The 20690-nt window shown below is 32.9% G+C and carries 15 protein-coding genes; 13 read left to right on the forward strand and 2 right to left on the reverse strand.

Translation table 11 applies throughout. The features are described 5' to 3' along the window. Positions 1-18: 18 nt before the first annotated feature. The 3 genes from nadE to KKQ76_RS01390 are packed head-to-tail and all read left to right on the forward strand — an operon-like array spanning position 19 to position 1776. Positions 19-810, forward strand: coding sequence for an NAD(+) synthase (nadE, locus tag KKQ76_RS01380; RefSeq protein WP_213195504.1), 792 nt, complete (start codon positions 19-21; stop codon positions 808-810). 37 nt (positions 811-847) lie between these two features. Beyond that, positions 848-1429, forward strand: a complete 582-nt coding sequence (locus tag KKQ76_RS01385; protein WP_246501304.1) for a ribonuclease domain-containing protein — start codon at positions 848-850, stop codon at positions 1427-1429. 59 nt (positions 1430-1488) lie between these two features. Continuing rightward, positions 1489-1776 carry a barstar family protein gene (locus KKQ76_RS01390; protein ID WP_213197439.1) on the forward strand — a complete coding sequence of 96 codons (288 nt, stop codon included), beginning with the start codon at positions 1489-1491 and terminating at the stop codon, positions 1774-1776. Between the two features lie 121 nt (positions 1777-1897). On the opposite strand, the gene KKQ76_RS01395 is transcribed toward KKQ76_RS01390, so the two are convergent. Both KKQ76_RS01395 and KKQ76_RS01400 read right to left on the reverse strand, forming a co-directional pair. Next, on the reverse strand, positions 1898-3121 hold the full coding sequence (locus tag KKQ76_RS01395) for a hypothetical protein (RefSeq protein WP_213195505.1): 1224 nt from the start codon (positions 3119-3121) through the stop codon (positions 1898-1900). A 32-nt stretch (positions 3122-3153) separates the two neighbouring features. Beyond that, complete coding sequence (locus KKQ76_RS01400) at positions 3154-5754, reverse strand: TonB-dependent receptor plug domain-containing protein (protein WP_213195506.1); 2601 nt, start codon at positions 5752-5754, stop codon at positions 3154-3156. A 182-nt stretch (positions 5755-5936) separates the two neighbouring features. Between KKQ76_RS01400 and KKQ76_RS01405 the strand changes: the two genes are divergently transcribed. The 10 genes from KKQ76_RS01405 (at position 5937) to KKQ76_RS01450 (ending at position 20680) form a co-directional block, all read left to right on the forward strand. After that, positions 5937-6614 (forward strand): response regulator transcription factor, encoded by a 678-nt coding sequence (locus KKQ76_RS01405; RefSeq protein ID WP_213195507.1) that lies wholly within the window; start codon positions 5937-5939, stop codon positions 6612-6614. Positions 6615-6641: 27 nt separating this feature from the next. Beyond that, the gene (locus KKQ76_RS01410) at positions 6642-7661 is read left to right on the forward strand and encodes a sensor histidine kinase (protein WP_213195508.1); all 1020 of its coding nucleotides are present in this window, start codon (positions 6642-6644) and stop codon (positions 7659-7661) included. A 189-nt stretch (positions 7662-7850) separates the two neighbouring features. Further along, positions 7851-8432 carry an IS1096 element passenger TnpR family protein gene (locus tag KKQ76_RS01415; RefSeq protein ID WP_069797786.1) on the forward strand — a complete coding sequence of 194 codons (582 nt, stop codon included), beginning with the start codon at positions 7851-7853 and terminating at the stop codon, positions 8430-8432. A 101-nt stretch (positions 8433-8533) separates the two neighbouring features. Then, positions 8534-9883 carry an alpha-amylase family glycosyl hydrolase gene (locus tag KKQ76_RS01420; RefSeq protein ID WP_213195509.1) on the forward strand — a complete coding sequence of 450 codons (1350 nt, stop codon included), beginning with the start codon at positions 8534-8536 and terminating at the stop codon, positions 9881-9883. 94 nt (positions 9884-9977) lie between these two features. Next, positions 9978-10571: a transposase gene (locus tag KKQ76_RS01425; protein WP_213195510.1), complete on the forward strand. Its 594-nt coding sequence runs from the start codon at positions 9978-9980 to the stop codon at positions 10569-10571. A gap of 94 nt (positions 10572-10665) precedes the next feature. Beyond that, entirely contained in the window at positions 10666-11106 is a 441-nt protein-coding gene (locus tag KKQ76_RS01430) for a GreA/GreB family elongation factor (RefSeq protein ID WP_213195511.1), read from the forward strand. Between the two features lie 60 nt (positions 11107-11166). Then, complete coding sequence (locus KKQ76_RS01435) at positions 11167-11961, forward strand: thymidylate synthase (RefSeq protein ID WP_213195512.1); 795 nt, start codon at positions 11167-11169, stop codon at positions 11959-11961. Between the two features lie 184 nt (positions 11962-12145). Continuing rightward, positions 12146-14647 carry a M1 family metallopeptidase gene (locus tag KKQ76_RS01440; RefSeq protein ID WP_213195513.1) on the forward strand — a complete coding sequence of 834 codons (2502 nt, stop codon included), beginning with the start codon at positions 12146-12148 and terminating at the stop codon, positions 14645-14647. Between the two features lie 165 nt (positions 14648-14812). Beyond that, on the forward strand, positions 14813-16138 hold the full coding sequence (locus KKQ76_RS01445) for a hydroxymethylglutaryl-CoA synthase family protein (protein ID WP_213197440.1): 1326 nt from the start codon (positions 14813-14815) through the stop codon (positions 16136-16138). A gap of 96 nt (positions 16139-16234) precedes the next feature. Further along, complete coding sequence (locus KKQ76_RS01450; protein WP_213195514.1) at positions 16235-20680, forward strand: T9SS type B sorting domain-containing protein; 4446 nt, start codon at positions 16235-16237, stop codon at positions 20678-20680. Positions 20681-20690 lie beyond the last annotated feature (10 nt).

Consider the following 20690-nt stretch of genomic DNA (forward strand, 5'->3'; position numbering starts at 1 on the left):
TCGCAAAAATACAATAAAATGCAATCAGAAAAAATAATTGAAAGAATAGTTTCTTGGCTAAAAGATTATGCCGAAAAAGCTGGAGTAAAAGGTTATGTAATTGGAGTTTCGGGTGGAGTAGATTCTGGTGTGGTTTCTACACTTTGTGCCATGACTGGATTGAAAGTTTTGGCTCTAGAAATGCCAATTCGTCAACAAAAAGATCAAGTTTCTCGAGCTTTAGAGCATATAGAATTTCTAAAAAACAAATTTCCAAATGTGGAAGGTTTTTCGGTAGACTTAAATGAACCTTTCGAAGCGTTGTACAAAACTTTTGATGTAAAAGATGATGAATTTCCTGCCGAAAAATTGGCTTTTGCCAATACCAGAAGTAGATTGAGAATGTTGACGCTTTATTATTACGGACAAATCAACGGACTTCTCGTTTGCGGAACGGGAAATAAAGTGGAAGATTTCGGGATTGGTTTTTACACGAAATACGGAGATGGTGGAGTAGATGTTTCGCCGATTGCTGATTTATACAAAACCGAAGTGTATGCTTTGGCAAGAGCTTTAGATTTGCCAGAATCCATCAAGAATGCGATTCCTACAGATGGACTTTGGGATGTGGATAGAACAGATGAACAACAAATCGGCGCCACCTATCCTGAATTGGAAAAAATCCAAAAAGAATGGGGAACAAAAACCGAAGCAGAATACTCTGGAAGAGATTTAGAAGTTTTCAAAATTTTCAGCAAAATGCACAAAGCTGCGCAACATAAAATGAATCCGATTCCGGTGTGTGATATTCCGGAAGAGTGGAGAGATTGAATTAAAATGGGAGCGTTGGAAACTTGAAACAAAATTTATGGAAAAAAATAAAAATTTAATCTATATAGTACTTGCTTTCGTGGCAGGATTATTATTGATGTACCTTTTCAATAACTATAAAATTGAGAAGAAAAACAATACAGAAAATTCAGAAATTTCTTACCAAAAATCTGACAATCAGAAATCTGAAAGTTCTTATTCTTATGAAAATAATTCAAAGAAAAATCAAGATGGTTTTGAACAAAATAAATCTGATTTTTCTGATGATAATAATACTTCAAACAATAATATTGATGAACTTACCAATGATGAATTGGTAGTGAAATATCTAAAAGAACACGGCGAATTACCCGATTATTACATCACAAAATCAGAAGCAAAATCTTTGGGCTGGGTTCCTAGCAAAGGTAATCTTTGCGAAGTTGCTCCCGGAAAAGCTATTGGTGGAGACATTTGGACAAACCGACAAAAATCGCTCCCAACAAAATCTGGAAGAAAATATTTCGAAGCAGACCTTAATTACAATTGCGGCAATAGAAATGCAGATAGAGTGGTGTTTTCTAATGATGGTTTGGTTTTCGTAACGTTTGATCATTACAGAAGTTTCGAGGAAAAATAATTTGCTGGAAGTTGGATGCTGGAAGCGAGATGTTTACTAACTTTGAAGCTTGAAATAAAATTATGGAAGTATATATAGATTTTTTAGAAATTGGTGATTACGAGGATTTTTATGCTCAACTGAAAGAAAAATTGACTTTACCAGAGCATTTTGGGGATAATCTTGATGCGCTTTTTGATGTTATTACAGGCGAATTAGAAATGCCGCTACATCTAGAATTTGTTAATATGAGTGTAGAGCAATTAGAAATTTTCGAAGATTTACTCACTACTTTAGAAGATGCGGAAGATGAGGTACAAGATTTTACTTTTGCTTATTATCTGGAGCAATATGAAGATGAGGAATAATTTTGATTTACGAATTACGATTTTAGATTTACGATTTAAAAATTTAGATAAAAACCGCGCCTCGAAATTCTTCGGGGCGCGGTTATTTGTTAATTAATTTGATATGAGATTGACTGCTAAATTATTTTAAAAGAGAAGTTAAATCTACACCTTCTACAGTTGACCAAATTCCGCCAGTGATAGAAACTTTAGCTACCGCAGAATTGGTAATTGTTTTTGGAGCAGTAGAAGTAAATCCAGAATAACCCCAAACTCCTGCATTGTCAGAATTTACAACATTAATAGGAGTTACCGCAATTTTTCCAGCGATTACTTGGCTTACATCCGTTGGTGAATCTTGGATAAGAACTGGATATGCATTTTTACCACCAGTGTTTTTGTAACCTTCTATATAAACATTTGAAAATTTACCATTTCCATGTTTTTTAAATTGAATTGCTGAAATTTCAGAAGAACCTGCAGTTTCAGGATTTGTGCCAGTAGCTCTAATTAATGTCAATCCGCTTACTTTAGGGAAGTTAGCATCAGCATTGTTAGAAGATTCTATTTCCATACCGAAGTTTCCTGTTCCTGTTTGGTAAGCGAACCAGTTGCTGTTGTCTTGTCCGTACCAACCATCTTGCCAGTCAAAAGAATCATCAAAATTTCCGTAAGAAATGAAGTTTTTAGCAGAAACAGTTCCTCCGAAAAATTCTACGCCATCATCTGTACCTTTGTAAGAAACGATGTTTTCTACAATAGTTCCAGAACCTACAGCATAGAAAGTGATATTATTAAATTCTGAAGTTCCGTCTCCAATTTTTTTACCACCATATTCTACTCTAATATATCTGTAAACACCTGAGTTAGAACCTACATCAGTACCTCCATAAATTTGATTTAATCCATCTTCAGAAGTTGCAGTAGAGCCACCTCCGTTAGCTTTGATAGGAGCATCACCGTAGATTGTGATACCGCACCAATCTCCAGGTTTTTTAGATTCTGTAGTGAAAACGATAGGTTCAGTAGCTGTACCTTCCATATATGCTTTTGCACCTTTTAGGATAATTAAACCACTTGTTGTAGTCGTTTTAGCATAAAAAGTAGCTCCTGGTTCTATAGTAAGTTTTACTCCATCTGTTATTCTTACTAGTCCGTCAATATAGTAAGTTCCTTTTTTGATGGTTAAGTCTTTAGTAATTGTTCCATTTAGTGTTCCAGAACCAGACATTACAGAACCAGTAGTAGTTCCTGAACCATCTGTAGTAGGTTTGTCTGCATCTTCTCTAATTTCTACAGTACAAGATTGTAATGAAATTGTGAAAACTGTAGCTAATGCTAATAATTTGAAAATGTTCTTTTTCATATTAATTGATAATTTTTATTTTTACTTATTTATTAAAATTTAATTCCGAAACTTAAGTTGTAAGAAATTCCTTTTTTATAGTCTTCTAACAATAAATTAGGAGTTGAGATATTAACGGTGCTTTCGTCGCCCATTTTTAGTTTGTAAGTTTGGTTAAGGATGTTGTAAACGCCTAATTTCACATCTACTTTTTTAGAAAGTTCAGATTGGAAAATGAAATCTAACTGATGAAAAGGTTGCTCGTAAACATGATCTAATCCTCCGAAACCTACTGCATAGATTTTTTCAGCAGAAGTATTGTAGACCAATGAAGCGGTTCTCTTTAGATTTTTGGCATTTTTGAAATCATATTTTAAATCAACATTTAGCATCCATGGAGCAGCACCTTGTAATCCTCTTTTTTTGCTAAAATTGGTTTCAGATTTTTGAGCATCAGATTTTTCTACATCAGAATAGATATATGTGAAGTTAGCTCCCATGTTTAATCTGTTCAGGTTTTCTGAAATTCTTCCTAAATTGAATGAACCTTCTAATTCTACTCCTGCAAGTTTTGCTTGTTTAGCATTAAAGAAAGTAGTAGTAGTTCCATTAGAGTTAGAAGATGATATTAAACTTCTTTCGATGGCTCTGTCTACAATTTTTCCGAAAAAGTTAACTGCGAAAATTTCACTTGATTTAGGGAAAATCTCATATTTTAAGTCAAAGTTATAGTTCTGACTATTGTCAAGACCTTTGAAATCATTACCAAAACTTGTATTCGGAATATTATAGTTCCCCAAAATGGTATTATTGTCTGGGTTAATATATTCAATAGGCATCGTTTCGATAAGAATAGGTCTTGTAATCGTTTTACTTATCGCAAGTCTTAAATTAGATTTGTTATTAAGCGCTTTTTTAACAGAAAGTGAAGGCAAGAAATAATTTTGATTCTTGGTAATGTTTCTGAAGCTACCATTGATGTTATCTGTAATCAGTTTATATCTGGTAATGGTAATGTTATTTTCTGCTCTGATTCCTGCAAGAATATCCCAAGATTTATTAGGTTTGAAATTTAAATTCGCATATCCAGCATTTACAAACTGATAAAGGAAAGCTTTATAGTTAGGTTGAGCACTTTCTTGCCATTGGAAATTCCCATTAGCATTTGCTGTAGCAAAACTGCTGTCTGGAGCATCTATGTTGATAATATCTTGAACACCAGTTGTCGTAGAATAAATAAAACGGTAAGACATGGTTCTACTGTCTGCAAATCCATTATAACCAGCAGAAATGGTAACAGGGTAATAATTGTCTTCTTGTTTTTTGCCAAGATTTACTTGGTATTCTGCCATTGCAGAAAAATAGTTTACACCGCTTAAATCTAGGTATTGTCTGATTAAGTTGTTTCCACCGTAACTCATTAATAATTGATTGTCACCTGTTCTGAAACCATAAAAAGTTTTTCTGTCAGGTTGTTGGAACCAGTTGTTTACCCAGCTTCCACCAGCTTTAAACTGATGTCTGTCTCCTAATTTTTGTGAAACCAATAGCTGTACATCTGTTAACCTAGAAAGGTCTTGTTGATTGGTACGGAAGAACATAATATCTTGGTCCTTATTATCTCTGTAACCACCATAATCTTGAATTTGGTTAAAAGAGTTTTGTAAGAAAGTACCATTTAAATCTATTTTAGTTCCAGCTTTTTTATAACTTAAACCAATTAAAGCAGTAGATTGAATGTTGTAATTGTATTCTTTTTTGTAAAGTTTGTTTTTATAAACTCCGTTGGTGTCAAAAGTGTTATCGTTTCCTTCTTTGTAGTTATATTCACTACCTTGAGTAAGGTTAAAAAGGAATCCTAAATTTCCACCATTTTTAAATTTTAATCTTTGTGAAGTAGTAAATCCTATGGATGTATTAGGAAGCGATTTAGCATTATCTACATTCCAAGTATCTTTAAATGAAGTGTTAGGAATGTAAGCTCCACTTGGTCTGTAACCATTTACTTCTGCAGGAAGTTGTCTGTCTTCAGCATTTAAGCCAATGAAACCAGACATGTTATAAGCATTCTGATTAATTTTAAAATTATTTCTAAAAGTGCTTATAGAATTTACACCTACCGAAAAATCCATTTTAGTAAAAGAATTCTCTGGAACTAAAGTTTCTATATCAAAAGTAGCTCCGGCGAAATCTCCATAAAGATTGGCGTTATAGGTTTTATAAACATCAAATTTCCCTACGATGTCAGTTGGGAATTGTTTTAATTCAATGATTTTCTGGAATGGGTTATTAGATGGAGTTGCTAATCCGTTAACTAATAATGAGTTATATCTCTCTTCTAATCCTCTCACGAATAAACCTCTAGATTCTACTGTGTTTATCCCTGTAATTTTGGTAAGTCCTTGTTCTAGGTTAGAAATCCCTTTTCTAGAAATTTCTTCTGCACCAATAGATTGCTTCTGTACTATAGCTTTTCTTTGTTCGCCTAAGATAGCGCTTTCAGATTTTTTATTGGTATTGCCTCTCAATTGAACTCCTTCTATTACTTTTTCGGCTTTCGTTTTGGTAGAATCCGTTTTAGTAACTTGAGAAAAAATCATTTGTTGCGATGCCATTAAAAATAGGGCTGCTAAACTTATTTTTCTATAATTCATTTTTTTACTTCTTATTTGGCGCAAAGAAATAAAGAAACACGTGCAAGTCTGGTTTAGCAAAAATTAATTTTGTTTTAATAAATCTTTACCAAAAATTATTTTATGTTAAATTATTGTGAAGTTTTAAATATTCGTGTTTCCAATGTAAATTTTCATTAATTTTGAGAGGTTAAAATGTATAGATGAAAGGAAAAAAGATTCTTTTAATAGATGATGAACAAGATATTTTAGAAATCTTGTCATACAACCTCGAAAAAGAAGGATATCAGGTTTTTACAGCTAATAATGGCAATGAAGGCTTCGTAAAAGCCAAAGAAATTATCCCAGATTTAATCTTACTAGATGTAATGATGCCAGAAAAAGATGGGATAGAAACGTGCCAAGAAATGCGTCAAATAAAAGAGCTTCAAAAAACATTAATTGTTTTCTTGTCTGCTAGAAGCGAAGAATTTTCTCAGTTAGCAGGTTTTGATGCAGGAGCTAATGATTATATTGTAAAAATTATCAAGCCAAAAGTGCTGATTTCTAAAGTTAATGCACTTTTACAACTCACTACACAAGTTGCAGAACAGTCTAAATTAATAGAACTAGGCGACTTGGTGATTGATAAAGATAATTTTAAAGTCACCAAAAACGGCGAACATTTCCTACTCCCGAAAAAAGAATTTGATTTGTTGTATCTTCTAGCTACTAATACCCAAAAAGTTTTTAAAAGAGAAGAAATTTTAGACAAAGTTTGGGGAAATGATGTGATTGTAGGAGAAAGAACCATAGATGTACACATCAGAAGATTGAGAGAAAAATTAGGAGATAATTCTATCCAAACCCTCAAAGGAATTGGCTACAAATTAGTAGTGTAATTCTACCTTTTTCTCAGAAAATGTAATATGAAAATCAATAGACTTTCACTTTTTGCAGCATGTATTCTTACTTGCGCTATGGCAATTGTAGCCTTGGCTTTCAATTATGTGCAAGAAAAAGTGATTGCAGATACTCATTCTTTTTACTTTTATTTAAGCATCAGTCTCGTTTTTATAGCATTGCTTAATTATTTCGTGTTAGAATTACTCTTTAATTCTTACGGAAAGAAACAAATCAAGCGAATTTCTGATATTCTCCCCGAAAATATTCTTCAAGAGGAGGAAAATGTAAATTTCCAACAATTAGGTGAGAGAATCCAAAAAAACGTTTCAGAAATCGACATGATGAAAGAAATGGAAGATTACCGAAAAGAGTACATCGGGAATGTTTCTCATGAGCTTAAAACGCCTCTTTTTTCCATTCAAGGTTATGTAGAAACGCTGAAAGATGGTGCCGTAGAAAATCTAAACATTAGAGACAAATATTTAGAACGCATCGGGAATTCTGTAGAACGATTACTGAACATCGTTACCGATTTAGACCAGATTTCTAAATACGAAGCCGCAGAAATTTCCATCAACTATTCTGTTTTTGATATCAATGCTTTGATAAAAGAAATCTTTGATTTATTAGAAATCGAAGCGCATAAAAAATCTGCAAAATTAGTTTTGCAAACCTCGCAAACTGCTATTATGGTAAGAGCAGACAAGCAAAAAATTTCTCAAGTACTTACCAATCTTATTTCAAACGCCATTCATTATTCTAATAGAGAAGAAGCTTTGATTAAAGTAATCACCAAAACTGAGCAGGAAAAAGTGAAAATTATTGTTCAAGATAACGGAATGGGAATCAAGCCAGAAGTCTTGCCTAGAATTTTCGAAAGGTTTTATAGGGTAGAAACCAGCAGAAACCGTAAAGACGGCGGTTCTGGACTAGGTCTTGCCATTGTAAAACATATTCTAGAAGCTCACCATCAAAGTATTACTGTAGAAAGCAAATATCTAGAAGGAACGCTCTTCACTTTTTATCTAGAAAAAGCTTTGTAGTATTAATAATTTCTGTATATTGGCACCAGAAAACGCTGGGAATTTAATAAAAACTTTTTTGAATAAAAATTTATTTTTTTAGAAAGTCAAATTTCTTTTGTTTTATCTTTGTAACCGAAATTTTAAACATCAAAATCAATAAAAATACTTTAATACAATTAGCTTCTAAATATTAGTAAAAAGTAAAATATGGTTTATAAAATTAGAGTAATTCTAGATTCAAAAGACAATATTTTTAGAGATATTGAAATTAAAGAAAAGCAAACCCTTTGGAATTTACATAACGGGATTAAAAGTGCTTTCAGTTTGCAAGGTGACGAATTGTCTATGTTCACAATTCTAGACGAAGAAGGAATGGAAGTAAAAACCGTTCCACTAGAAGACATGAGCGATGATGGTGACGGAGAAATTATGTCAGATGTTTACCTGATGGAAGCCTTCGAAGAAGTAGGTGATAAAGTGCAGTTTCAGTATGGTCTAATCGATTTATGGGAATTTTTCTGTGAATTGGTAGAGATTATAGACGAGAAACCAGCCGTAAATTATCCTATTACCGTTTTTAGATTTGGTAACGTTCCATTAAAGGCTCCAGGAAAATCTGGTGGCGCTTCTGGCAAAGCATCAGTTGCAGCTGCTTTCATGGATGATGATTTTGGAGATTTAGACGCAGACTTTAAAGATGATTTTGATGACGAATTTGCTACAGAAGACGAAGACGAAGATGATGGTTTTGGTGATGATTTTATCGATGAAGGAGGGGAAGATGATTAAATAATATTGAAATTTATGATAAAAATCCGGAAAAGTTTTCCGGATTTTTTTATTGGTTTTAGAATACAATCACTACATTTGTTTCGCTAAAATTTTCAACTATGAAAAAGCTATTTTTATCTGCAATGTTAGGATTGTCACTAATCTCTTGCAGCGCTTTACAAAATCAGAAAACAATGACAACTGACTGGAAACACACCACCAACATTTATGAAGTAAACGTAAGACAATTTTCTAAAGAAGGAACCTTCAAAGCTGTAGAAAAAGAATTACCAAGACTTAAAAAAATGGGCGTAGAAACACTTTGGTTTATGCCAATTACACCTATTGCTCAAAAAAATAAAAAAGGAACACTAGGTAGTCAATATGCTGCGCAAGATTATACCTCTATCAATCCAGAATTTGGGACTTTAGAAGATTTCAAAAGTGTAGTAAATGAAGCTCATAAAATGGGTTTTAAAGTCATCATCGATTGGGTGGCGAATCATACTGGTTGGGATCATGTTTGGACCAAAACACATCCAGATTTTTATTTGATGGATCCTAAAACCAATGATTTCCAAATTGCTTCTGGAATGGATGACATCATAGAACTCAATTATCAAAACCCAAAAATGCGTGAAGCCATGATTGAAGCCATGAAATATTGGGTAAGAGAAACGGATATTGATGGGTTTAGATGTGATTTAGCTTCTTGGGTAGAAGTAGATTTCTGGCAACAAGCAAAACCAGAAGTTGAAACCATAAAACCACTTTTTTGGTTAGGAGAATATGATGAATTAGACAATCCAGATTATGCTACAGTTTTTGATGCGAGTTACAGCTGGAAATGGATGCACCTTACCAAAGAATTTTATCAGAAAAAACTACCAATTACAGATTTAACAAATCTATTGTCACAGTATTCTGCCATCGGAAACAAAAGCATGAGAGCTTGGTTTACCACCAATCATGACGAAAATACTTGGAACGGTACAGAATATGAAAAGTATGGTGAAATGGCCAAAACTCTAGCCGTATTTTCTGCAACTTGGAACGGTGTTCCTTTGATGTATAACGGTCAAGAACTACCATTGTTAAATAAGAGATTAGAATTTTTCGAGAAAGACCCAATTCCTTGGAATGGCGAAAATAAATTAGAAAATTTCTACAAAAAATTATTTGAACTTAAATCTAAAAATCCTGCATTGAGAGGTGGCGATGACCAAGCAACTACCCAAATTTTGAAAACCAGCGCTCCAGATCAAGTTCTTGCTTATCTTAGAAAAAATGGGAATGATGAAGTATTGGTAATCCTTAATTTGTCAGATGCTCAACATTTGAAAGTGCAAATTTTAGACGAAACGGTAAAAGGAAAATTCAAAAGTATTTTCTCTGGTTTAACCACAGATTTTGATGCGAAACCTACCATAGAAATGTACAAGTGGGAACATATTGTTTTTGAGAAATAAAACAATTTGAAAGTTAATAGAAAGACTTACCCTTTTTGCGTTCTAAACGCAGAAAGGGTTTGTTGTTTTTATATAAATAATTTTATATTTGAATATGGAAATAGATGAAATTGAAGAAGGATATTTCTATCATATTTATAACAGAGGAAATAACAGTGAAAAGATTTTCTTTTCAGAGGAAAATTATGCTTATTTTCTTAAACTTCTTACAAAATATATTTTTCCAGTCGCAGACATTTATGCTTATTGTTTGTTAAATAATCATTTTCATATTTTAGTCAGGATAAAAGAGAAAAATGAAATTGAAATTAATAAATTAAAATTTTCAACGGTTGAAAAGCCAAAAGAAGTTTCTGCTTCTAGACAGTTTTCACATTTTTTAAATGCTTATTCGCAGGCTGTAAATAAAAAATATGCCAGAACAGGAAGCCTTTTCGAAAAAAGATTTGAAAGAAAAAGAATTTCTGATGATCATTATTTGAGACAAGTGATTCTGTATATTAATACTAATCCTTTGAAACATAATTTAGTAGAAAAGCCAGAAGATTATAAATGGAGTTCTTATAATTCTCATATTTCAAATGCTAAAACTAAATTAAAAAGAAAGGAAGTAATTGAATTATTTGATGATGTTGAAAATTTTGTTTTGTGTCATAAAAATTATGATTTTCTAAATTCAATTTTTTAATTAATTCAATAAACCCTTTGACTATGTCGAACCACTTCGTTAGGTTTCTGCGTTCTAAACGCAAAAAGGGTAGTATTCTTAATAACATTTACTCATGAACAAAGCTGAACTTTTAGAACTGGTAAAACAAAAAATTTCTGAAAAAATTCAGAAATTAAAACAACTCATTGCCGAAACCAGAGCTTCTAATAATGATACCAAAAGTTCTATGGGAGACAAGTATGAAACTTCCCGAGAAATGCTTCAGCAAGAAATTAATAACCTTCAACTTCAACTGAATGAACAACTGAAATCTCAACAGATTCTTAAAAATATTCAGCCTATTTCTCATAAAAACGTCAATTTAGGAAGTTTGGTGGAAACAGATAAAGGCAAATTTTTCATTGCCGTTTCTTTAGGCGAATTGAGTTTCAATCAAGAAAAAATATTCATCATTTCAGCAGAATCTCCTTTAGCGAAAGCCATGAATGGTAAAAAAGAAGGCGATGTATTCATTGTGAATAACTTAAATCAATTCATCAAAAATATTTGGTGAAATTTTCTTTAATTTGTAGAAGTCAACTCAGAACTTAGAACCCAGAATATTGAAACCATTATGCAAAACTACCTCGATTTACTCCAACATATTTTAGACCACGGAACCGATAAAACAGACAGAACAGGAACGGGAACCAGAAGCGTTTTTGGTTACCAATTGCGATATGATTTGTCTAAAGGTTTTCCTTTGGTAACGACCAAAAAAGTGCATTTGAAGTCTATTATTTATGAATTGTTGTGGTTTCTAAAAGGCGATACCAATATTAAATATCTTACGGATAATGGTGTTTCTATTTGGAATGAATGGGCAGACGAAAACGGAAATCTTGGTCCAGTTTACGGAGCACAATGGAGAACCTGGGAAGGCAAAGATGGAAAAGTAGTAGACCAAATCGTAGAAGTAGTAGAGCAAATCAAGAAAAATCCAGATTCTAGAAGACTCATCGTTTCTGCTTGGAATGCAGCAGAAATTCCCAATATGGCTTTAGCGCCTTGTCACGCATTGTTTCAGTTTTATGTAGCAGATGGAAAATTGTCATTGCAATTGTATCAAAGAAGTGCTGATGTATTTTTGGGCGTCCCTTTTAACATTGCGAGTTATGCATTGTTGTGTATGATGGTGGCGCAAGTTTGTGAATTAGAAGTAGGAGATTATGTGCATACTTTTGGAGATGTTCATATTTACAACAACCATTTTGAGCAGGTAAAATTGCAACTTTCTCGTGAACCGAGAGCATTGCCAACCATGAAACTCAATCCAGAAATTAAAGATTTATTTGATTTCGATTTTGAAGATTTTACGTTAGAAAATTATAATCCATATCCTGGAATCAAAGCTCCAGTAGCGATTTAAAAGATAATTCATTAAATATTTGAGAATCAAAATTTATTTCCTCTAAGATTTAGAGAGTAAATTTTGATTTTTTTTTAGGATTTTGCCAAAGTTAATTTGAGAATAATTTTAACTTTGGCAAAGTTTTTATACGTAACAAAGAGTACATAAATGGGACTAATTAACCGAAATACAAAATTTTAAAATGAAGAAACTACTCATTGCAGCCTTATTTTTAGGGCTTTTTTCTACTGACAATTTCATTTTTGCACAAACCGAAACCTCTGGCAGAACTAGTGTTTACAGAGCTACTCATACCAAATCTACAGAGTTGAAACACACCAAATTGCGTGTGAATTTCAATTTTGAAAAAGAACAAATGAACGGCGAAGCTTGGATTACCGCTTCACCATTTTTTTATGCTTCTAATGAATTGGTTTTAGATGCTAAAGGAATGATTATTAATGAGGTAGCATTAGAAAAAAATGGTGCAAGAACTCCTTTGAAATATGATTATAAAGAAGATATTCTAAAAATTTCTTTAGATAAAACTTACCAAAAAAATCAAGATTATACCGTTTATATCAAATATGTAGCGAGACCAAATGAAGTAAAACAAAAAGGTTCTGCTGCCATTAATGATGCGAAAGGACTTTATTTCATCAATGCTCAAGGAAAAGATGCAGATAAACCTACACAAATCTGGACTCAAGGTGAAACAGAATCCTCTTCTTGTTGGTTTCCTACGATAGATAAACCCAATCAGAAAACTACGCAGGAAATTTACATGACGGTGCCTAAACAATATGTAACCCTTTCTAACGGAATTTTAAAAAGTTCTGAAAATTTAGGCGAAAACCTGAGAACGGATCATTGGGTAATGGACAAAAAACACGCTCCGTATTTATTTTTCATGGGAGTAGGAGAATATGCCGTGATTAAAGATAAATGGAGAAATATAGATGTAGATTATTACGTAGAAAAAGAATACGAACCGTATGCAAAACAAATTTTTGGGAATACTCCAGAAATGATAGAGTTCTTTTCTAAAAAATTAAACTATGATTTTCCTTGGCAAAAATACGCACAGATTGTAGGCAGAGATTACGTTTCTGGTGCTATGGAAAATACTACCGCAGTGATTCACGAAGAATCTGCGCAGCAAAAAGCGGGTGATTTAGCAGACGAAAACAAATGGGAAGATGTAATCGCTCACGAATTATTCCACCATTGGTTTGGAGATTTGGTAACCGCAGAAAGTTGGAGCAACCTTACGGTAAATGAGAGTTTTGCAGATTATTCAGAATATCTTTGGAACGAATATAAGTACGGAAAAGACGAAGCCGATTATAAAAGATTAAAATCTCTCAGAAATTCTAAAGCAGACCCAAGAAATTTTGGTAAAGATTTAGTGAGATTCAATTATGAAAGCAGAGAAGACATGTTTGATGGCGTTTCTTATAATAAAGGAGGCGGCATTCTGCACATGTTAAGAAATTATTTGGGAGATGATGCATTTTTCGCTGGACTTTCAGATTATCTTAAAACCAATGAATATGGAACTGGAGAAGCGCATCAACTGAGACTTTCTCTGGAAAAAGTTTCAGGAAAAGATTTAAATTGGTTCTTTAATCAATGGTATTTCGGGAAAGGTTATCCTAAGTTAGAGGTTAAATCTACTTTTGACCCGATGAAAAAACAAGTCACCGTAAATGTTGCTCAGACACAAGAAGAAAAATTTGAGTTTCCATTGTCGATTGATGTTTTAGAAAATGGTAAAATTTCTAGAAAAGAATTTTGGGTAACGGCAAAAGCGAAAAATGACTTCGTTTTTGATGTGACTAAAAATCCTGAATTGATTAATGCAAATCCTGAAGGTTTATTGCTGAGCGATATTAAACAAGACAAAACTCCAGAACAATTATATCTACAATACACCACCGCTAAAGATTTATATAGCAAATACACGGCAATAGAAGAAGCAAAAGACCAAGTTTCTAAAAATCCATTTGCAGACAAATTATATGCAGCAGCTTTGAAAGATAAGTTTTACAGAAATAGATTGTTAGCTTTGGAAGGTTTACCAGAAGATCCAAAATCATTTTTGGCAGATGTAGAAAAATTAGCGCAAAATGATGAGAAAAATTTGGTGAAAGGAGCTGCAATTGGTGTTTTAGCAAAAACTAAAAACCCTAAATATTTACCATTATTTGAAAAAGGAATCAATGCAATTTCTAATTCGGTGAAAGGAAATTCACTTTCTGGAATTGCTCAAGTTGCTCCTGAAAAAGTGGTAAATTATGCCGAAAAAATAGATTTAGAAAGCGCTTCGGAAGATTTAGTGATGACGCTTTTGCCGGTGATTGTAAAAAATAAAATCACTGCTCAAATGCCAAATATTGCCTCTCTTGTAGCTTTTTATCCTTTTATTGGGTTTCAAAATCCTAAATTAGCAGCACCTGCAGAAGAAGGTTTTAATTGGATTATGGATTCTGATAATACAAAAGCAGTACACAATCTTACGAAAGTTTTAGGACAAGCGAAAAGCCAAATTGGCGATAATGTACAAGCCAAAATGATGATTGTACAAATGCTGAAAAAAGGGTTAGAAAGAAAGATGAAACTGTTCAGAGAAAACCCTTCAAGCACTAGTCTAAATACTCAAATAGAAATGTTGAATAAAGCAATTACTTCTTACAGCAACTAATTAATTTGTTCTAATAAATTGAAGCCCTTTTTACATTTTTTGTAAAAAGGGCTTTTTTGATGTTAAAAATTATTTAGATTTAAAATAAAAAACAAAATTCTTAGCATAATTCTTTTGTCAGGAATTTTCAACTCATTAAATTCGTACAAAAATTGAGGAATTATGATGAAAATCGGAATCGAAGCGGCAAGTTTTTTTGTGCCAAGTTTATATTTAGAAATTAAGGATTTAGCCGAAAAAAGGGGAATAGAACCTGCAAAATTAGAAAAAGGTTTAGGACTGAAGAGGATGGCTTTTCCCGATGTACACGAAGACGCAGCCACTTTTGCCGCAGAAGCACTTTTAAAACTCATACAAGATTATAAAATAAATCCCAAAGAAATTTCTAGAATTTATCTAGGAACAGAATCTGCGCTAGATGCTGCAAAACCTACTGCTACTTATGCCATGCAAATGGTAGAAATAGAACTAGAAAAAGAATTTGGAGCGAGATGTTTCAAAAATTGTGACGTAGTAGACATGACTTTCGCATGTGTAGGTGCTGTAGATGCGCTACACAATTCGTTGGATTTTGTAAGAGCGAATCCAGAGAAAAAAGCCATCGTAATTGCTTCTGATTATGCAAAATATGAATTGGCTTCTACTGGAGAATATACGCAAGGTGGTGGTGCAGTTGCAGTTTTGGTTTCGGCAAATCCTACATTGTTGGAAATTGAAAATAAATTTGGAGTCGCTACAGAAAGCGTTTTTGATTTCTTTAAACCAAGAAGAGAAACTACTAAAGATTTGGTACAGAATTTACCAGACAGTTTCGCTGAAAAAGTAGAAATTTTTACAGATGAACCTGTTTTTGACGGTCAATATTCTAATCAATGTTACCAAGATAGAATCAAAGAAGCGTATCAAGATTACAAAGAAGAAAGCGGAAGAGAAAAACCTTATGAAAATTGGAGATTTCTGATTTTCCACCTTCCGTATGCATTCCACGGGAAGCGATTATTTACTGAGATTTTTGGCTTAGAAAACGGAATGAATACCGCAACTTCTGAAGATATTAAAGCCATCGCTCAAACCGATGAATATAAAAATTTAGTTGCCGAAAAAATAGAAATTACACAACGTGCAAGTTCAGAAATTGGAAATATGTACACTGCGTCAATTTTTATGGCACTACTTTCTGCTTTCCAAGTTTCTTATGAAAATGGGGAAGATTTAGCAAGAAAAGAACTAGGGTTTTTAGCCTATGGAAGTGGAAGTAAATCTAAAGTTTTTGCCGGGAAAATAGGGAACGATTGGAAATCTGTAGTAGAAAAATGGAATATTTTCGAGGTGCTGAATCAGCGCAGAGCAATAGATTTTGACACCTATGAAAATCTACACCGAAAAAAACTCAGTGCTTCTGTAAATCCAGATTGGAAAGGATTTGGATTGGTAAAAGTAGAAAAAGAAAGCCCAGTTTTAGTGGGAGCAAGATATTACGAAAGAAGATAAAAATGAGCCGAGAATTTTCTCGGCTTTTTTTACGTAAAATATTGTAGTGGTTATTTCGTTATAATTCTTTAAATTTGATAGGAATAAAAAGTGAAAATGAGACTGAATAAGATTATATTATTCTTATTAGTGTTATTACCTTATGCAGTAATAAAATCTCAGTCATGTCCATCGATTAAAGATGCTTTAGGAAATTCTGATGTTACCATTACTTGTAGTTATCCGCTCAATTCTTCTAAATGTTTTCCGCTGAATATTACTTTTCCGGATATTAGAGATACCAATCAATATTCGGTTTCTGCTATCCCTTTTCCTAACATTGATACCAATACTGGAACGATTTTAGGCTATAAAGACGATGAATATTTAGCCAAAATAGCTTTTAATGATGCTGCTATTTTTGGAAATAAGCCTTTTTCTTTTAATTATTATGGCGAAAATGTACAGTCCTTAATCATCAGTAGTAACGGTTTTGTAAGTTTTAATGAAAACTATTCAGTTGGTGATTATAGTGCGGCAGATATTACGGGAAAACAAATTCCCAATACCTATTTGCCTACAAAATCTATTTTTGGAGTCTATCAAGATTTAGATTTTACAGACAGAGTAGGAAATGTAAGTTATCGAGTAGAAGGTGTTTCGCCGTGTAGAAAATTAATTATCAATTTTAACAACGGAGAAATTACCAGAACTACACAGAGAAGCACTACGCAGATTGTGTTATATGAATTGACGAATGAAATAGATGTTTATGTTGCAGAAAAACCTTTGCCAGATGTTTCAGCGACGGTTAGAGAATCACTTATTGGGATTAATAATGCTTCAGGAAACGGAATTACGCCTATTAATAGAAATACAGGAATTTGGTCAGCTACTCAAGAAGCCTACAGATTTTCACCTTCGGGAAATGTTATAAAACCACAACGTATTATTTGGAGCGGTTCTGCTACACAAGCTTTACCTACTGCTTTTAATACTAATTATAGTTCAATAGATTTATGTTCCGTGCAGAACGAAACTATTACTGCTACTGCTTATTATACGCTTTCTAATGGTGTAGTGATTACGCATTCAGATGATATTCGGATTACTTTTGATCCGATTTATCCTCAAGCCAAAGATTTTGTAAAACCAGTTTGTAACTCCGCAACAAATACTTTTTATCAAGCAGATATTAATCCAGATTTAACCATTCATGGCGCAGCAATTTCTCCATTTGTTTTTAAATATTATCTCGATGGAGCCGATGCTTTTGCTGGAAATGCTAATTTTTTAGATGCTAGTTTGCCTTTAGATGTTACGCAGAAATATTTTGTACGAGTAGAAAGCGCTACCAATTCAAGTTGTTTTACCATTTCTAATTTAAGTTTTTTATTGCTCAATAATATTTTGCTCAAAAACTCGGTAGAAATTTGTGATTCAAACAATGATGGAATAGAGAGAAATTTTCATTTGTCTAGACTGAACTGTCAATTGTTTGATGCGAATTTTGCAGGATCAGTAAGTTTTACCATAGACAATAATCCTGCAGAAGTAACCAGTGCAGACCTCACTTCGGCTTCTAAAATTTATGTAAAATACAATACTGCTCAATGCGGTACACAGATTTTTGGACCTATTTCTGTAGTTTTCACGAGTGCTCCCTCAGTAGTTTCTACCCCAGTTCAGATGAATTCTATCCATGAAATTTGTGATATTATTTCTAGCAGTAACCCTATTTATATTGAGCCTTTTGAATGGGAAAAAGAACTTAAAAATCGGGGAATTGTCTTTTCTAATGACCCAAATGTTTTTAAAATTAGCGTTTTTGAAACAGAAGAAAATGCTTTACAAAATGTAAATCCTTTAGATTTTATCAGAGAAGGGTTAGAGTTGCAAGATTACACCTATGATTTGTTTGCGAGAATAGAATATCAAGAGACTGATGCTTGTAAAGGAACTTGTTTTTCGGTGTTGAAATTTACCGTTAAAGTGATTTTTGACAGAATTATTTTAAATGTAACTGATGCAGATACTGATGTTGTCCCAGATTCTCCAACCATTTATGATACCGAAGATGCAGATATTTATCTCTGCGAAAAAAATAGAGATGAACTCGTGAATCTAAAAAATGATGCAGATGCAGTCATCAAAGTGATTACGCCTACTTCTGGAATCACCCAAACTTTTCATTATAATACAACTACAGCCAATGATGTGACCAATTCTGGATTGACCGCAGCAGAATCAGACCAAATCTTACCAGATAACATCAGCACAAAAGAGTTTTTTGTAAGATATTTGGTTCACGACAGTTGTTATGTGGTAAAAAAATTAAATTATCATATTCTAAAACCTATTGCAGAGAAGAAAAAGCTATTTGTCTGTGCTACCAATAGTCCTGGAAATGCAAATATTACCTTAAGCAATTATGATATAGAAATTTTGGGAACACAATGGAATCAAAATCCGAAGCCTACTGTTACCTATTACAGTGATGCAGCACTTACCAATGTGATTACTACACTTAATGTTACCAATACTCCTGTTTCTGTTTACGCTGTGATTAATTCTTCTTTAGCGCCTTCTTGCTCTAATGTGGAAGAAATTACATTTCAATTGTCAGAATTTCAGGGAATAATTACGGAGAATTTGGTCGTCAGTTTGAAGTGTGATCATTTTAACAATAATGAAGAAAAAGTAAAACTAACCGATTATTATTCACAGTTTTTTAATGGAAACTTAGCCAATTATAAATTCGAATGGTTTAGAAATTATTTCCCAGTTTCTGGCGTGTTTAATTCACTGATTGCAGACCCGTCTCAACCGATTACCATTACTGGAAATACCATTTTTTATCTCAGAATTTCTACTTTAGATGGAAGCAGTTGTCTTAAAAAAGTAGAATTGCGTTTTGTGTTTGATTTTTCAGCCTATACTCAGGTAAAATTAGCTCAATCTACTACTATTTTGAGATGTGATGCGACTGGAACACAAACCATGAGTTTTGATTTAAGAGAAGCGATTCCTAAACTATACGAAAATCAGGGAAATCCTAATTTTGCAGATTTTATAAGAGAAGTTAGATTTTTTGAAAATCAAAATGACGCTTTTGACATTGCGAATACTAATTATTTAAGCGATGCTGTTGTGCAAAATTATTTATTACCAGTTACCACACCTTTTAAAACAATTTATGCAAGATATCAATCCATCAATGGTTGTTTTTATGTGAGCGAAGTTGTTTTGAAAATTATTGGAAATATAAAATTTAATATCATCGAAGATATTTCAGTTTGTGATGATAATTTAGATGGAGTTTATACCATTAACCTTTTAGATTGGGTCAATCGTTTGAATTTTGATAGCAATCCTAATAATGATATTCTCACCAATTCTGAAGCTGCACAATATGCTACCTATACTTTCTATGAAAATGGAGTAGCGCTTACTACTGCTCAAGCGATGAATTATACCATTAATAATGCACAACCAAATATTACTTTGAAAGCCGAAATTAATGGAAATTGTGCAGAGACTACCACGATTAATTTTGTATTGCAACCTTTTATAAATAAAGGAAGTTTCACGCTTTCAGTTTGTGATATTGCAAATGATGGCAAAGAAACCATTAATCTCACCGTTTTTGAAAATCAATTGAAAACCAGTGATGAAACTTTTGAATATTATCTTTCTTTCTCTGATTTAAATATGGGTTCTGCAAATAAAATCTTGAATCCAAATGCTTATTCATTTGATGAAAACTCAGGAATTTTTAAATTTTTTGTCAAAATTATTTCAAGTACAACTTGTCCTAATTATGCGGAAATTAATTTGGTTTTAAATAAAGTTCCAGCATTTGATATAGAGAATTTCTGGATTTGCCCGAAAGATGTTTTACCGTTTTTACAACCAGATTTTTCTTCTTATCCTTTTAATGCAGTCACTTATGAATGGAAAAACGCTGCGGGAACAGTTATTTCAAGCAGTAATGCGGTTATTAATTTAGCCGCAGGTAAATATACACTTACCATTACAGATGATAAAGGCTGCTCTTTTACAGATGAATTTGAAGTGCTAGAAAAGGAAATTCCTGTCATCACAAAATTAGAAACCAATGGAAATGATTATACCGTAATTGCAACAGGAAGTAAGAAAATTTTATATTCTATAGACGGAATTTCTTGGCAAGAAAGCAATCTTTTTACCAATTTACCGAAAGGAAAAGTTACTTTTTATGTTAGATTTGAAGATGATAACTGCATCGGCGAAACTAAGGATGGTTTGGTTCTTCAATTTCCTAATTCTTTTACGCCAAATGGTGACGGAATTAATGATGTTTGGATGATTACAGATGTAGCGTTTTTCGGTGCAGAAAAGAGTGTTTTGAGTATTTATGACCGTTATGGAAATTTGGTTTTCAGACAAGATAAAGCGGGAATTTTGAGTTGGGATGGATTGTCTAATGGTAGAAAATTACCTACGGCTACTTATTGGTATCACATTGCGTTACCAGATGGTAGAGATTTTAAAGGTTGGGTTCTCCTCAAAAATAGAAATTAAAAAAAGCTTC

The sequence above is a fragment of the Cloacibacterium caeni genome (assembly GCF_907163105.1).
Taxonomy (GTDB): domain Bacteria; phylum Bacteroidota; class Bacteroidia; order Flavobacteriales; family Weeksellaceae; genus Cloacibacterium; species Cloacibacterium caeni_A.